We start from the raw sequence: 14,787 nt of genomic DNA on the forward strand, positions 1-14,787 counted from the left end.
CGCGGCCGTAAGGGGTTTTTGTGATCGTTCGAACGCATGGGGAAGCCATGAAAGCCACTCTGGCGCAGGTGGCTCCAGGCACGGAACTACGCGATGGGCTGGAGCGCATTCTGCGTGGACGGACAGGCGCCCTGATTGTCCTTGGCTATGACAAGACGGTGGAGTCCCTGTGTACCGGTGGCTTTGAGATTGGCATTGCCTTCTCCCCCACACGTCTTCGCGAACTGGCGAAAATGGACGGCGCAATTGTGTTGGATCGCGACGCCTCGCAGATCATCCGGGCCGGGGTTCAGCTGGTCCCGGATCCGACGATTGAGACTCAAGAATCGGGAACCCGACACCGCACCGCGGAGCGGGTTGCCAAACAGACCGGGCTACCCGTCATTTCGGTAAGCCAATCGATGCACATTATTGCCCTGTACGTGGGCCAGACCCGTCACGTACTGGAGGGCTCTGAAATCATCATGGCTCGCGCCAATCAGGCGTTGCAGACGATGGAACGGTACCGGTCCAGATTGGATAAGGTGACCCAGAACCTCTCCTCGATGGAGATCGAGTCCACAGTGACTGTGCGGGATGTCGCCTTGGCCTTGCAGCGCGAGGAAATGGTGCGGCGAATTTCCGAAGAGATTTCGCAATACGTGTTGGAACTCGGCGCAGACGGTCGGCTTCTGGCGTTGCAACTTGAGGAATTGCGCGCCGGGCTCGGCGAAGGCGCAAGCCAGATTTTCCGCGACTACGCCGCGGTTGACGCGAACGACGCGAATTTCGAGACCAGTATCGAGGCTAAAGTTCAGGCTCTGGAAAATCTGGACTCGGCAGGGCTGATTGACCTGACGGCGATTGCACGGATTGTTGGGTTTAACGGGGGCCTGGAGGCACTGGACGGGGTTGTCCAGCCGCGCGGTTACCGGTTGTTGGCTTCGATCAAGGCGATGCCGCCGGTGGTGGCGAACCGCTTGGTCAATCATTTCGACGGCCTGCAGAACTTGATGGCCGCCGGCATCGATGAGCTCATGCAGGTTGAACAAATTGGTGAGCAACGGGCTCGCACGGTTCGTGAGGGACTGTCGCGATTGGCGGAATCGAGCCTGTTGGATCGATACCTCTAGCGCCGCCAGTTACTGAAGCTGGAAGGTTGCGGGTTCGCTTTGAATGTCGCCAAGACGCACCGTCAGCTTGTAGGTGCCCGGTAGCGGAACGGCTTGCACCGGTTGGCAACCCGGGGCAGTGCGGTTGCGTTCCCAGGTGAAGTTCGCGGTTTCGCTTTTGCCGGGCGGGATGGTTTTTTCCAAGTCGACGGGGTCGGCTTGGCAGTCGGCGCTGGAGAAAATGCGGTCATCTCCAGAGAAAATCTGGAACTCTTGCTGGGTGGTGCCCACGTTAATTGTGCAATCAACCGAGTTATTGTTCTTGACCGTCAGCGTCAGCACCGGATTCTTGTCTGCAGGGTAGGACGCGGCGTCCGTGCTCGCGCTCACCTCGATCTTGTCCGGTTGGCAACTGTTCGGGTCTGCGGTTGGTGGGTCCTCGGCGGCGGCGCTCGGATCGCCGCTCTGGTTCCCCGTGCTCGAGGTGGGTTGAGCTTGGGAGGAGGCATCGCCGTCGTTCTTCGCTGAATTGCCGCCAATCATTTTGGCGAGCGCAATGCCGCCGGCAACGAGCAACGCGAGGATCACCAAGATCGCGATCCCGGCAACTAGGCGACGCCGACGGTAGACCGCCGGGGATACCTTCGGTTGCGCCTTGGGGCGGCGATTTTCTGCCATGTGTCTAGGGTAGGCGCGCGCGGCGGCAACGGCCGGGAACCACGCCGCGCCGGTACACTATGCCGAGTGAGTTCCCCGGATATTGAGCGCGTGCGGTGCGCGATTGTTGACTGGTATGGGCGCAGTGCGCGCGATCTGCCGTGGCGCGGCGCGGGGGCGAGCGCGTGGGGCGTGCTGGTGAGCGAGTTCATGCTGCAACAGACTCCGGTGGTGCGGGTGCTGCCGGTGTGGACCGAATGGATGCGGCGGTGGCCCACGCCCGCGGACCTGGCTGAGGAGTCGCGCGCCGAGGTGTTGCGCGCGTGGGGGCGGCTGGGGTATCCGCGTCGGGCGTTGCGGTTGCATGCCAGTGCGGCGGCGATCGTGGAGTCCTTTGGCGGGGAGGTTCCGCGGACTTATGAGGAGTTGCTGTCCTTGCCTGGGGTGGGGACTTATACGGCTGCGGCGGTGGCGAGCTTTGCGTTTGGCGAGCGCGAGGTCGTTGTCGATACCAATATTCGGCGGGTCGAGGCACGGCTAGTGTCCGGGGTCGCTCAGCCGGCAGCGTCGCTGACGCGGGCGGAAACGGATGTGGCTGCGCGGTTGGTGCCGGAGCAAGATGGGTTCGGGGCGGATTCGGCCGCGCGGTGGAACATTGCCGTGATGGAGTTGGGGGCGCTGGTGTGTACCGCGCGGTCGCCGAAGTGCGTTGAGTGTCCGGTGGTTGGCGATTGCGCTTGGGTCGATGCCGGGCGGCCGGCCCCGCCGCTCGATCGGCCGCGGCGAACTCAGGCTTGGCATGGAACCGATCGGCAAGTGCGCGGTGCGGTGATGGCGGTGTTGCGGGCTGCAGGTGGGGCCGCGGACGTCGCCGAGCTGGGGAGCGCCGGTGAAGTGGCCGCTGATCGCGGAGTCGGTGGCGTAGCGCGGTCGCGATTGGGCGTGGCGCCAACCGTGGTCGAGGTTGTTTACGAGCCGCTTGCGAAGCTTTACGCGCTTGGTGCGCCGCAAGAGCAGTTGGAACGGGCGGTTGTGGGCCTGGTTGCGGATGGGCTGGCTGAATGGGATGGAGCGGCCGAGAGCCAAGGGACAGCCGAGGCAATCCTGCGCCTCCCCCGATAGTCGCAATTGCCTGCAGGCTCCGTGCCACTCCATGTCTCGACTGTGTAGCAGTTAATGCCCATTCTGGAGCAAACATGGGCATTAACTGCTACACAGTCGAGGGGTTAGAGCTCGCCGAAACCATTTTCCACCTGCCGGGCCAGCCACTCCTTCGCCGCCTGCGCTTCGGGGCCGGTGGCGGTCAAAGTCAACTCTTGGCCCTTTTTGAGCCCGAGAGTCATGAGCAACATGACCGATGCTGCGTCCACGCCATTGATTTCCGCTTCAACGTCTAAATCCTGAATTTTCTTGGCAACTTCCGCGGCCGGGCGAGCGTGCAGGCCCATCTCGTTGGGGAGCGTCCAGGTGCCGGTCACGGTCCCGCCGCCGGCACCATCGATGCCACTCCCGGTTCCAGCGGGTCCACCGGCGCTACCTTCGCCGCTAGCCGCGGTAGCCTGACCGCCCGGCGAATCCGGGCCTGAAACCGAACCAGTACCAGAACCAGGATCCGAATTCGGTGGCTCGCCAATCTTCCCCGCCGCCATCAAACCGGCGGCACCCTCGGCGGCCCGGGCGACCTCGTCGACCGACTGGCCACCAGCGGCCGCGACAGCGGCAGCCACCGCGCCCTCGACCAGCGGTGCGTCGGCGATCTGTACGCCAGGTGCGAGCGCAGGATCCAACATTTCCACAACCATTTCGGCGCTCATGACTGCTGAGCCAAGGTCAGTCAGCACCACGACCCCGTCACCAGATTCGACAGCCTCTATCCCCGACTGAATTTTGGCCACACTCGTGCCAATGCCGCCATCGTCGGTGCCCCCGGCGGCTGCCATCGCGACATCGGTCGCCATTTGCCCGGCCAACTCAATCACGCCGTCCGCAATCTTCGCGGAGTGCGAGACTACCACCAGCCCGACGCTCATTCGGTCTCCCCGACGTGCGTGCCCGCCGCATCCGCACCAGCCATCAGGATCAATCCCGTGGAGACAGCGCCAGGATCACGAGTCCCCGCACTGCGTTCGCCGAGGTAACTTGCCCGACCCTTACGGGCAACCAGTGGCTCGGTCGCGTCCGCCCCGGCCACTGCGGCATTGGCGGCCGCAGCCATTACTTCGGCAGCGCTTGCCCCGGCTTGAGCCGCGGTTTGTGCCGCCTCGACCGCTGGCGTCCAGGCGTCGATCATGGTCTTGTCACCGCTTTCGGCCTTTCCACGCGAGACCACACCGTCGCGGGCGGCCTCTAAACCAGCGGCCAACTGGCCCCCGTCTACAGCTGGCGCAGCCCCAAGCGCGGTTGCCATCCGCAAGAATGCGGTCCCGTACAGCGGGCCGGCGGCACCCCCAACCGTTGACATCAAGGTCATGGCAGCAGTTTTGAGCACGTCTCCGACAGATTCGCCTGAGCCACCCGCGCCGCCCCCGAGCTTCTCCACGACAGCCTTCATCCCGCGATCCATATTCGCACCGTGATCGCCGTCGCCAATCCGGCGGTCCAAATCACTCAGCTCATCGGCATTCTCACTCAGAGCCTTAGCGGCATCTGCCATCCAGCGCCGCGCCCAGGCCCCATTAAGGGTACCCTCCCCGGCACTACCAGCCCCAGCGGCACCATCGACGCTTTCCGTCATTCCCATCACACTCCCCATCGCAGCGCCGGCGTGTTGACCGGCGCATCCCACAATTCGATCAGCTCATCGTCCAAACGCAACACGGTAATCGACGCGCCCTCCATGTCCAGCGACGTCACGTAGTTCCCCACCAGCGAGCGAGCCACCTCGACCCCGGCCTCACGCAGAATCCCGTACGCCGCGCGGAACACAATAAAGAGTTCACTCTCCGGCGTCCCGCCCATCCCGTTCACAAACAGCAGCACCCGCTCCCCCGAATTCAACCCCAAATCGGAGGTGATCGCAGACATCAGACGCGCCGTAATCGCGTCCGCGGGCTCCAAATCGACCTGCTCGCGCCCAGGCTCGCCATGAATCCCGATCCCGATTTCGATCTTGTCTTCCGCCAGGTCAAAACCGGGCTTTCCGGCATGCGGCACCGTCCCGGCACGCAACGCCACTCCCATGCTGCGTACCTCGGAAACCACTTTTTCGCCAACCCGCACCACGTCATCCAACGCATCCGACCGGGCCGCCGCGGCACCGGCAATTTTCTCCACCAGCACGGTCCCCGCAACGCCACGCCGCCCGGCGGTGTACAGCGAATCCTGCACAGCAACGTCATCGTTCACCAACACTTGCCTGACCTCAATGCCCTCCGCGGCGGCCAGTTCCGCGGCGGTTTCGAAATTCAGCACGTCACCGGTGTAGTTCTTCACAATATGTACGACGCCGTTGCCCGCGTTGGCAGCGCGGGTCGCCTCGAGTATTTGGTCGGGTGTGGGAGAAGTAAAAACCGCACCCGGCACGGCGGCGTCCAGCATTCCATAACCGACGAACCCGGCGTGCAACGGCTCATGGCCGCTGCCACCTCCGGAAACCAGACCCACCTTCCCGGCCTCCGGCGCCTGCACCCACCGGATATATAACGGATCCCACTCGACCGCCACATAATCGGGAAAGGCCAGTTCAAAACCGGCAACGGACTCGGTGACGACGTTCTCGACGTCATTTATGAGCTTCTTCATGATGGCCGCCTCAAGCTAGTGTTCCGCCCTTAGTACGGGCGGTTGTTTGTAACCTTACTCGTCGGCTACAAGGCGCAAAAGGTCAGCCGTCAGATTCCAAAACTCGAGGATTAACCCGATACAAAAGCGCGGCCAGCTGGCGCCTCTCCTCGCCGCTCAGGCGTTCCAGGAGGTTTTCGCGAATAATCGCGGAGTAACCGCCCACGAGTTGGCGGAATCGATCTTGGCCCACGCCGGTGAGCCGCGCAAGAGTACACCGGCGATCCTGCGGATCGGCGGTACGCTCAGCGAGGCCCTTTTTCTCCAGACGGCGAATCCGGTGCGAAAGGTGGGATGCGGACATCAGCGCCTTATCGGCAAGGTCGCCCATTTTGACGCCGCCGCTCGCCTCCGCCTCCGCCAGCGCAATCATGAGCCCAAACTCCCCCATGGTCAGTTTGTGCGGGGCCAAATACGCGGTGAGCCGCTCTTCGATCGTCCGATAGCTTCCGAGCAGGTTTCGCCATGCCGCCCGCTCGCGAGGATCCAACGCCCCGCTCATGAGACGACCGTCGGCGCGCTAGCCGCGTCAATAATGTACCCGCGGCGCCCGGCGAAAATCCCGGCCACAAGCGCGAGAGTTGCCAGCCCCACCAAGATGAACGCGACGGGCCGCCACGAGTCGCTGGCATCGTGAATGAAGCCAAAGAGCACCGGTGCGATACTGGCAAATACATACCCTACGCTTTGCGACATCCCGGACAGCCGGGCCGCTTCTCGAGGGGTTCGCGTCTTCAGGCTCACCAGCGTGAATGACATGGAGAAACAGCCGGCGGCCCCTAAGCCGATCACGATCGTAAAGAGCCCGGCGAGGTGCCCCTCGGTCAAGAGAACCCCAGTCGTCCCGATCAGAAGCATCGATGCCGCGATCGCGGCCACACCGGATTGGCTGGCTCGCCTCGTGCTCGCGAGCGGCACCAATATCGAGGCAATCGGACCGATGATCGCAAACCCGCCCACGTACGCCGCCGCGACCGTACTCGGCAGCCCGTTATCGGTCAGAATTCGCGGGAACCACGCCATGACAGTGTAGCCAATGGCAGCCTGCGCTCCGAAGAACACCGCCAACTGCCACGCCCGCGCATTCTTGAACACCGAGGGGCTCGGCTCCAGAATCCGCACCTCGTGCTTTTCGCGCTCAAACGGGAACCAAAACAGGAGCGCAAATATCCCCGGAATGGCGATGACCCCAAACGCGCCCTGCCATCCAAGCCCCAATCCATTCGCGATCGGCAACGCCAACACCGAGGCGACGCCGCCGCCAATCGACATCATTGTCGTGTAGAGCGCGGTGACGAGCCCAATGTGTTTGGGAAAGTCCTTCTGGGCGATCGTAGATAGCAGAACGTTCGGCGCCACAATCCCCAGCGCCGACACCAAAGTGCCAAGGTACAACGTAGGAATCGCGGGAATCCACCGCAATAGGCTTCCCACCACAATCAGCGCCAGCCCCACCATGATGACGCGCTCGGCACCCCAGCGGTGCGCAAACCTGGACATCAGCGGGGACATCGTGACAAACACCAGCAGCGAAATCGTGGTTACCAGGCCCACAGCGGCCGACGTCAACGAAAGCCCAGACCCGATCAGCTCGGCCAGCGGCCCAACGATTGAAAGCGGGGGCCGCAACATGAACGCGGTCGCCAAAAGAGTGACGCCCAAAACGGGTAGGCGCCAGCGATGATCCGGCGAAATCCGCCGCCGCAACATCGAGTGAGAGCTCACTTAAACCCCACCAAAACCTCTCTTCGCCCTGGAACTGAACCGACAGCGGGCCGCGCAATCCGTGCGCGGCCCCAGTCAAAGGTAGGGAGTTTGCTTGACAGTGTCAAATAAAGTTACTCCCACCACACCATGCCCGCGCGCCGAGACGGCAGTTTGCCCGCAGGCCGCCCGGGTGCGCACCACAAAAAAGTACGACGGCGATCCAAGGCTTGGATCGCCGTCGTACTTTTTATTTGTGGCTGGCTAGGCGCCTGCCCACTACTGCCCGGCTACGGGCACCGGCTCGCCGGGCTCGGTGTGCGCGATCGGCACCGGGGTCGACTTGCGGGTGAAGAACCCCGCGAACGCCACGAGCAGGCCGAGCGCGGCCGTCACATAGAACACCGTCTGGATCGCGGCCATTTGGCTACCGGTTGCGAGGCCCACGGCGCTAAAGATCGTGAACATGAGTGCCGTTCCAACCGCGCCGCCCACCTGTTGCAGGGTGGAGAGCACTGCGGAACCGTGCGAGTACAGGTTCATGCTCAGCGAGTTGAGCGCCGAGGTCATTGCCGGGGTGAAGATCAGTGAGAGCCCGAGGTTGATGAAGATGACCAATACCGCAATCATCCACGGCTCCGGGCGGTTGCCGAGATTCGCGAAAACCAGGTACCCGACCACCACCGCGAGCGCGCCGGTCACGATCAGCGGGCGCGGGCCGACACGGTCGAAGAGCCGCCCCACCCACGGCGCGGCAAGACCCATCGCCAGGCCGCCGGGGAGCAGGAGGAAGCCGGCGAGGTCGGATTCGAAGCCCAAGATCTGCAACATGTACACCGGGAGCAAGAAGATGGCGCCGAACATTGCGATCGAGGTCAGCACCATCACGGCCAAGCCGATCGTGAAGGGGCGGAAGGTGAAGACGCGAAGGTCCAGTAGCGCGTCGTCGACCTTTTGCAGCTTGAGCCGGCGGAGCGAGAACAGCACCAGACCGATCACGCCGACCGCGAGCGCGGCGATGGCAAGAGTCTTATCGGTGCCCCCGGATTCGCCGCCGAGTTGGCTGATTCCGAACACGAAGCCGCCGAAGGCCGGGACGGTGAGGAGGACGGAGATGAGATCAATCTTCTTGTCGCCGATTTCCCCGACGTTGGTCAGGTACTTCAGGCCGACCGCGAAAGCGATGACGGCCACCGGGATGACGAGGTAGAAGAGCCAACGCCAGCCGAGCGAGTTCACGATGAGCCCAGAGAAGAACGGCCCCATCGCCGGGGCCACCGAGATAACCAGGCTCAAGTTACCCATCATGGCGCCGCGCCGAGACAGCGGGACGAGCGTGAGGATGGTGGTCATGAATAGCGGCATGATCATTGCGGTTCCGCTGGCCTGCACCACGCGACCGATGATCAGCACAATGAAGTTCGGTGCGATTCCGGCAATGATGGTTCCGGCAAGGAACGCAGACATCGCGAGCGTGTACAGAGTCCTTGTGGGGACGCGTTGCAGGAGGAAGCCGGTGGTCGGGATGACGACGGCCATCGTGAGCATGAATGAGGTTGCCGCCCACTGCGCGGTGTTGACGCTAATGCCCAGATCGGGGGCGAGGCGCGGTAGCGCGATCCCGATGAGGGTCTCATTGAGGATCATCACGAACGCGGCGACGAGCAGCGAAATGATGATGGGAACTGAACCCGGTGGCAGCGCCTCTTTTGCTTGACCTGGGGCCGGGCTAGCTGCGTTTTCGGCAGACATAATTGTCCTTTGGGGAAGGTTTACGAGTGGTTGGCGAGCGCCAATGACTTTAGTCAGAGTACACGAATCATCCTGGTATTCCCAAGCGTATTCGGCTTGACCCTGGCCAAGTCAAGGAATTCGGCGACGCCTTCGTCATGAGAACGCAAAAGTTCCAAATAAACTTCCGGCGGGAGGGTGGACTGGTCCTGCATCACCTCAAATCCCTGCCTTGTGAAGAAATCGACCTCGAAAGTGAGGCAAAAAACCCGGGAGACTCCCAGAGCGCGGGCGCGGTCGAGGAGCGCCTCAACTAATTGATGTCCGACGCCGGTCCCCAACCAATTCTTGTCCGTCGCCAAGGTGCGAATTTCAGCGAGATCTTCCCACATGACGTGCAACGCACCGCAGCCGACAACCTGCTCGGTTTGCGGGTCTTCGGCGAGCAGGAACTCTTGGACGCCTTCGAAGTAGTTGACGGTTTCCTTGGGCATCAGGATGCGCTCGTCGACGAGTGGGTCAACGATTTCGCGGATGCGGGTGACGTCTTGGGTGGTTGCCGGTCGGATGCGGTAATGGGGCACGCTTCTTAACCTACCCCTCATCTATGTAGCGCGACACGCCGAGGAAACCGGCGTTTCCTCGGCGTGTCGCGCTACATAGACGGAAGGGGTTAGAGGCCGAGGTCCTCCGGGAGCGGCACGTCTTGGCCCAGAACATGACGTCCCATGAAGTTCTCGACGACGCCGTACCAGATGCGGGCGTTCTGCGGCGTCAAGATCCAGTGATTCTCGTCCGGGAAATACAAGAAGCGGTGCGGGGTTTCACCGTTCTCATCCATGGCGAGCTTGGACTCACGGATCAGATCGAACCAGAGCTGGTTGCCCTCGGAGATCGGAACGCGGAAGTCCTTAGCCCCGTGGATGACCAACATCGGCGTGTTAATGTTCGCGACGTGGCGGTTCGGCCCCCACTTTTCGATGCGCTCCGGCGTGAACTCGCGCCGCCAGTAATAACCCACATCTGCGGTGGCATGTTTCGTGGCGGGCTCCCATACGCTCGCGTGAGAGACGATTCCGGCGAAACGATCCGTGTGACCGGCAACCCAGTTCGCCATGTAACCGCCGTAGGAGCCGCCCATCAGGCCGATACGTGTTTCGTCGATGTCCGCGCGCTCCAGCGCCGCATCGGTTGCGGCCATAATGTCGGTGTACGGGTTTCCACCCCACTGACCGAAACCGCGATCGACCATCTTCTGCCCGTAACCGGTAGAGAACGCCGGATCCGGCAAGAGAACGGCATACCCGCGCGCCGCCATGATCCACGGATTCCAGCGCCAGGACCAGTTGTTCCAGGACCCCAACGGACCGCCGTGCGCCCAAACCAACAGTGGTGCCGGGTCGTTTGCGCTCGCGCTCGAGGGGAGCACAAGATAACTGGAGATTTGCGTGTTGTCTTGGGCCGCCGTCGTAATTCTCTCCAAGGTGCCCGGAATTTCCGGGCGCGGTGCGGGCTGGTTGAGGACGGTGACGGCGCTGGTGCTGGCGTCGACGCGGACGGCTTCGGCGGGGAATTCGTAGCTGGAGCGCAGCGCGTAGAGGGTGCCGCCGTCCGGGCTGATGCGCACGTCGGTGAAGACGTGGGGTTCGCTGGTGAGGCGGCGGACCTCTTGGGTGGCGAGGTCGATCGCGAAGATGGGGGTGGCGCCGTCTTCGTCCGCGGTGACGTAAAGCGTGCTGCCGTCCGGGGAGAATGCGGCGGGCCAGCCCCAGCGGTCCCAGTCCTCGGCGAGAGTGCGTGTTTGTCCGCTTTCGATGTCGAGAAGGCCGAGTTGGCTGCTCGGGGAGGTGTCCTTGTCGGGGGTGCGCTCGAAGGTGATCGCGAGGGTGGCCCCGTCCGGGCTGAAGAGCGCGGGGCTCATTTCCCAGCCTTCGCGGGAGTTCTCGATGCGGCGGACGTTGCCGGTGGCGACGTCGATCAGGGCGAGGTCGGTGAAGCCTTCGGCGCGCGCCGTGACGCGGTTGAGTGCGGTCGCGATGGTGGTGCCGTCGGGGCTGAGTACGGGGGTGGCGAAGAGGAGTTCGTTGGCGAAGTGGGTGATGCGGCGGAGTTCCTTAGGCGCCACCGTGTCTACGGTGATGGAGCGGGGTTTGTCGGCGTTCTGAGCGGTGGCTGGCGCGCTGACCGGCGCGGTGGCTGCGCTAACAGGATTGTCACCTACAACGCCCGCGCCCTGGTCCCCGGCTTCCTTCGCCGCCTCCTCGCCAGATTCACCAGCAGGTTCGCCCTCGCCCTCATCGACGAGTTGGAAGTACTGGGTCTGTCCAGGGCCAAGGTCATGGTCCCAGAAGCGAACCGGGTAGCTGGAATGCAAAACGCCGGAGACTTTGCGGTCTTTGCGTTGTTTGCGCAGATCCGCGTCTTCTTTCTCATTCGCCGCGCCGGGGAACACCTGGGCGGCAATGATCGTCACGTCGGCATCCTTGGCGCAGGAGACCGAGCCGAGTCCGCCGAGCCGGGCTAATACAACACGGGCTTCGCCGCCGGCGGCTGGAATCTGCCAAAGCGCGCCAGATTCTTCATCCTTGCCGGTCTCGGGGTTTTGCCGGCTGGAGGAGAAGTACAGATCGCCATTGGATGAGAAGACAGGGGCGGATTCGCCGTTTTGGTGCCGGGTAATGCGCCGCGCTGGAGCTTGTCCGGTGGGGTCGATTTCCCAGAGGGCGCTCGTGTACTTGGTGCGGTCTTCGCTGAGCGTGGCGAGGGTCGCGATCAGGCGGGAACCGTCCGGGCTGAGCGCCAGTCCTCCTAGGCGGGGTAGCGCAATGTATTCTTCAAGGTCGTGAAAGGGTGTGGCGGAAGTCATAGTTTCCACCCTATCCACCGCAAATTTCATGGCCAAACTGACGTTTCATGCCCTCCAATAGCCATGAAACGTCCGGGAGGCCATGAAATTTGCCGAGGGGAAAGGGGAGGGCGCCCGACCATTTGGCCGAGCGCCCTCCCCTTATTACAGCGTGGGAATCCCGGTACTAGCTACCGCTCCCGGTGGCCGCCGTGATCGCGGTGGCAGCTTCCTCCAGCGAGGGCTGTCCGTCGCGACCTTCGAAGGTGAACTTCGCATCCGGGCCGTCACCGTCAACATCCACGTAGATGCGCTGACCGGCTAGCAGTTCGCCGAAGAGGATCTTCTCGGAGAGTTGGTCCTCGATCTCGCGCTGGATGGTGCGGCGCAACGGGCGGGCACCCATGGTCGGGTCATAACCGCGAGTTGCAAGCAGAGTCTTGGCGGCCGGGGTCAGCTCGATGCTCATGCCCTTGTCCGCAAGGCGTGCGTCCAGTCGAGTCACGAACAGGTCCACGATCTCGATGATCTCGTCCTGGGTGAGCTGCGGGAAGACCACCACGTCATCGACACGGTTGAGGAACTCGGGGCGGAAGTGCTGCTTGAGCTCATCCTGCACGCGAGCCTTCATGCGCTCGTAGTTGGTGGTCGTGTCCGTGCCGGACTGGAATCCGGTCAACACACCCTTGGAAATATCGCGGGTTCCAAGGTTGGTGGTCATGATGATCACCGTGTTCTTGAAGTCCACCACGCGTCCTTGGCTATCGGTCAAACGGCCGTCTTCCAGGATCTGCAACAGCGAGTTGAACAGATCGGCGTGCGCCTTTTCCACCTCGTCGAAGAGCACCACCGAGAACGGACGGCGACGCACCTTCTCGGTGAGCTGACCGCCCTCTTCATAGCCGACGTAGCCTGGAGGGGCACCGAAGAGTCGAGAAACTGTGTGCTTTTCGGCGTACTCAGACATGTCCAGGGTGATCAGCGCGTCCTCTTCACCGAATAGGAACTCGGCGAGCGCCTTGGCCAGCTCGGTCTTTCCGACACCGGTGGGGCCGGCGAAGATGAACGAACCGCCGGGGCGCTTCGGGTCCTTCAGACCCGCACGGGTGCGGCGGATCGCCTGTGAAATCGCCTTGATCGCATCATTCTGGCCGACAACCCGCTTGTGCAGTTCGTCTTCCATCTTGAGCAGACGGCTGGACTCTTCCTCGGTGAGCTTGAAGACCGGGATGCCGGTGGACTTGGCAAGCACCTCGGCGACGAGTTCCTCATCAACCTCGGCAATCTCATCCATTCCGCCGGACTTCCAGGAGCGTTCCTTGTCGGCGCGCTCCTCGTGAAGCTTGTTCTCCTTGTCGCGCAGCGAGGCGGCGGCCTCATAATCCTGCGAGTCGATGGCGGCTTCCTTCTCCAGCTTCACCTGGGCAATGCGCTCATCGATTTCCTTGAGCTCCGGCGGCGCGGTCATCCGGCGAATGCGCAGACGCGCCCCTGCCTCATCGATCAGGTCGATGGCCTTATCCGGCAAGAACCGGTCCGAAATGTAACGCTCGGCAAGGGTCGCCGCGGACGCCAAAGCGCCATCAGTAATGGACACGCGGTGGTGCGCCTCATACCGGTCGCGCAGGCCCTTCAGGATCTCTATCGCATGCGCCACCGAAGGCTCTTGCACCTGAATCGGCTGGAAACGGCGCTCCAGCGCGGCATCCTTTTCAATGTGCTTACGGTACTCGTCCAACGTGGTGGCACCAATGGTCTGCAGTTCGCCGCGGGCCAGCATCGGCTTCAAGATGGACGCGGCATCGATGGCGCCCTCGGCGGCACCGGCACCAACCAGGGTGTGAATCTCGTCAATGAACAGGATGATGTCCCCGCGGGTGCGGATCTCCTTCAACACCTTCTTCAAGCGCTCTTCAAAGTCGCCGCGGTACCGCGAACCGGCAACCAGCGACCCCAAATCCAGGGTGTACAGCTGCTTGTCCTTAATGGTCTCTGGCACATCCTGGCGCACAATCGCCTGCGCCAAACCTTCCACCACGGCAGTCTTGCCGACACCGGGCTCACCGATCAGAACCGGGTTGTTCTTGGTACGGCGAGAAAGGACCTGCATGACGCGTTCCATCTCATTCTCGCGGCCAATGACCGGATCCAGCTTGCCTTCGCGGGCGGCCTGGGTCAGGTTGCGGCCAAACTGGTCCAGCACCGCAGAACCGGCGGGCGTACCCTCGGCTTGCCCCTGCCCCACGCCGGCACCCGCGGGCTCCTTGCCCTGGTAACCGGAAATCAGCTGGATGACCTGGTTGCGCACACGCGTCAGGTCCGCGCCGAGCTTGACCAGCACCTGCGCGGCAACACCCTCGCCCTCGCGAATCAGGCCAAGCAGAATGTGCTCGGTACCAATGTAGGTGTGGTTGAGCTGCAGCGCCTCGCGCAGCGAGTACTCCAAAACTTTCTTGGCGCGCGGGGTGAACGGGATGTGGCCGCTCGGAGCCTGCTGCCCCTGGCCAATGATCTCCTGCACCTGATCCCGCACGGCCTGCAAGGACACGCCCAGCGCCTCAAGGGCCTTGGAAGCGACGCCCTCACCCTCATGAATGAGGCCGAGCAAAATGTGTTCGGTGCCAATGTAATTGTGGTTGAGCATGCGCGCCTCGTCCTGGGCGAGCACAACGACCCTGCGGGCACGATCTGTAAATCTCTCAAACATGAGACACACTCCTTGCGTTGTTAGTTCGATGCTACGCGCGCGCTCTGACACTTGTCCGCCCTGTTCACCACCGGCATATCGTGCTAGCGCCCGCACGTCGCATCCGCGTATCTAAGGGGTCTCAACGGGCACTGACGCCGACCGATTCCCGCGCTCGCTGTCAGCGCAACTCGCCCCCGCGTTTCACATCCCCTTACCGCATTTCACGAGCCGTATGCGGCTCAATTTTTGCGGCACGGGGATGCGAAACGCGGGGGAAAGAAGTACGACGG

At 62.8% G+C, this 14,787-nt stretch carries 12 protein-coding genes; 2 read left to right on the forward strand and 10 right to left on the reverse strand.

Annotation, left to right across the window (positions count from 1 at the left end; all coding sequences use genetic code 11):
* Positions 1-47 precede the first annotated feature (47 nt).
* Positions 48-1,112: a DNA integrity scanning diadenylate cyclase DisA gene (gene disA, locus O148_RS0104855; RefSeq protein ID WP_420805749.1), complete on the forward strand. Its 1,065-nt coding sequence runs from the start codon at positions 48-50 to the stop codon at positions 1,110-1,112.
* Between the two features lie 9 nt (positions 1,113-1,121).
* On the opposite strand, the gene O148_RS0104860 is transcribed toward disA, so the two are convergent.
* Positions 1,122-1,769 (reverse strand): hypothetical protein, encoded by a 648-nt coding sequence (locus O148_RS0104860; protein ID WP_026530013.1) that lies wholly within the window; start codon positions 1,767-1,769, stop codon positions 1,122-1,124.
* Between the two features lie 66 nt (positions 1,770-1,835).
* On the opposite strand from O148_RS0104860, the gene O148_RS14910 reads away from it, so the two are divergent.
* Positions 1,836-2,870 (forward strand): HhH-GPD family protein, encoded by a 1,035-nt coding sequence (locus O148_RS14910; protein WP_051619849.1) that lies wholly within the window; start codon positions 1,836-1,838, stop codon positions 2,868-2,870.
* A 104-nt stretch (positions 2,871-2,974) separates the two neighbouring features.
* Here O148_RS14910 and dhaM read toward each other — a convergent pair whose 3' ends face one another.
* The 9 genes from dhaM to O148_RS0104910 form a co-directional block, all read right to left on the reverse strand.
* On the reverse strand, positions 2,975-3,778 hold the full coding sequence (dhaM, locus tag O148_RS0104870) for a dihydroxyacetone kinase phosphoryl donor subunit DhaM (RefSeq protein WP_026530014.1): 804 nt from the start codon (positions 3,776-3,778) through the stop codon (positions 2,975-2,977).
* Positions 3,775-4,488 (reverse strand): dihydroxyacetone kinase subunit DhaL, encoded by a 714-nt coding sequence (gene dhaL, locus O148_RS0104875; protein WP_240470794.1) that lies wholly within the window; start codon positions 4,486-4,488, stop codon positions 3,775-3,777. Before dhaL ends, dhaM begins: the two co-directional genes overlap by 4 nt.
* On the reverse strand, positions 4,488-5,489 hold the full coding sequence (gene dhaK, locus O148_RS0104880) for a dihydroxyacetone kinase subunit DhaK (RefSeq protein ID WP_026530016.1): 1,002 nt from the start codon (positions 5,487-5,489) through the stop codon (positions 4,488-4,490). Before dhaK ends, dhaL begins: the two co-directional genes overlap by 1 nt.
* 82 nt (positions 5,490-5,571) lie before the next feature.
* Positions 5,572-6,030, reverse strand: coding sequence for a MarR family winged helix-turn-helix transcriptional regulator (locus O148_RS16970; RefSeq protein ID WP_051619850.1), 459 nt, complete (start codon positions 6,028-6,030; stop codon positions 5,572-5,574).
* The gene (locus tag O148_RS0104890) at positions 6,027-7,253 is read right to left on the reverse strand and encodes an MFS transporter (protein ID WP_157374499.1); all 1,227 of its coding nucleotides are present in this window, start codon (positions 7,251-7,253) and stop codon (positions 6,027-6,029) included. The genes O148_RS16970 and O148_RS0104890 overlap by 4 nt, the downstream gene beginning before the upstream one ends.
* 258 nt (positions 7,254-7,511) lie before the next feature.
* Entirely contained in the window at positions 7,512-8,984 is a 1,473-nt protein-coding gene (locus tag O148_RS14920; RefSeq protein WP_051619851.1) for a DHA2 family efflux MFS transporter permease subunit, read from the reverse strand.
* 53 nt (positions 8,985-9,037) lie between these two features.
* Complete coding sequence (locus O148_RS0104900; RefSeq protein WP_240470795.1) at positions 9,038-9,547, reverse strand: amino-acid N-acetyltransferase; 510 nt, start codon at positions 9,545-9,547, stop codon at positions 9,038-9,040.
* Between the two features lie 89 nt (positions 9,548-9,636).
* Positions 9,637-11,829 carry a S9 family peptidase gene (locus tag O148_RS0104905; protein ID WP_026530019.1) on the reverse strand — a complete coding sequence of 731 codons (2,193 nt, stop codon included), beginning with the start codon at positions 11,827-11,829 and terminating at the stop codon, positions 9,637-9,639.
* Between the two features lie 166 nt (positions 11,830-11,995).
* The gene (locus O148_RS0104910) at positions 11,996-14,515 is read right to left on the reverse strand and encodes an ATP-dependent Clp protease ATP-binding subunit (protein ID WP_026530020.1); all 2,520 of its coding nucleotides are present in this window, start codon (positions 14,513-14,515) and stop codon (positions 11,996-11,998) included.
* Positions 14,516-14,787 lie beyond the last annotated feature (272 nt).

The sequence above is a fragment of the Haematomicrobium sanguinis DSM 21259 genome, assembly GCF_000688395.1.
GTDB lineage: Bacteria > Actinomycetota > Actinomycetes > Actinomycetales > Micrococcaceae > Haematomicrobium > Haematomicrobium sanguinis.

Coding starts and splice junctions, on each gene's coding strand:
- dhaL (WP_240470794.1), bottom strand. CDS start 4,488: ATGGGAATGACGGAAAGCGTCGATGGTGCCGCTGGGGCTGGTAGTGCC.
- disA (WP_420805749.1), top strand. CDS start 48: ATGAAAGCCACTCTGGCGCAGGTGGCTCCAGGCACGGAACTACGCGAT.
- dhaM (WP_026530014.1), bottom strand. CDS start 3,778: ATGAGCGTCGGGCTGGTGGTAGTCTCGCACTCCGCGAAGATTGCGGAC.
- O148_RS0104910 (WP_026530020.1), bottom strand. CDS start 14,515: ATGTTTGAGAGATTTACAGATCGTGCCCGCAGGGTCGTTGTGCTCGCC.
- O148_RS0104905 (WP_026530019.1), bottom strand. CDS start 11,829: ATGACTTCCGCCACACCCTTTCACGACCTTGAAGAATACATTGCGCTA.
- O148_RS14920 (WP_051619851.1), bottom strand. CDS start 8,984: ATGTCTGCCGAAAACGCAGCTAGCCCGGCCCCAGGTCAAGCAAAAGAG.
- O148_RS0104860 (WP_026530013.1), bottom strand. CDS start 1,769: ATGGCAGAAAATCGCCGCCCCAAGGCGCAACCGAAGGTATCCCCGGCG.
- O148_RS16970 (WP_051619850.1), bottom strand. CDS start 6,030: ATGAGCGGGGCGTTGGATCCTCGCGAGCGGGCGGCATGGCGAAACCTG.
- dhaK (WP_026530016.1), bottom strand. CDS start 5,489: ATGAAGAAGCTCATAAATGACGTCGAGAACGTCGTCACCGAGTCCGTT.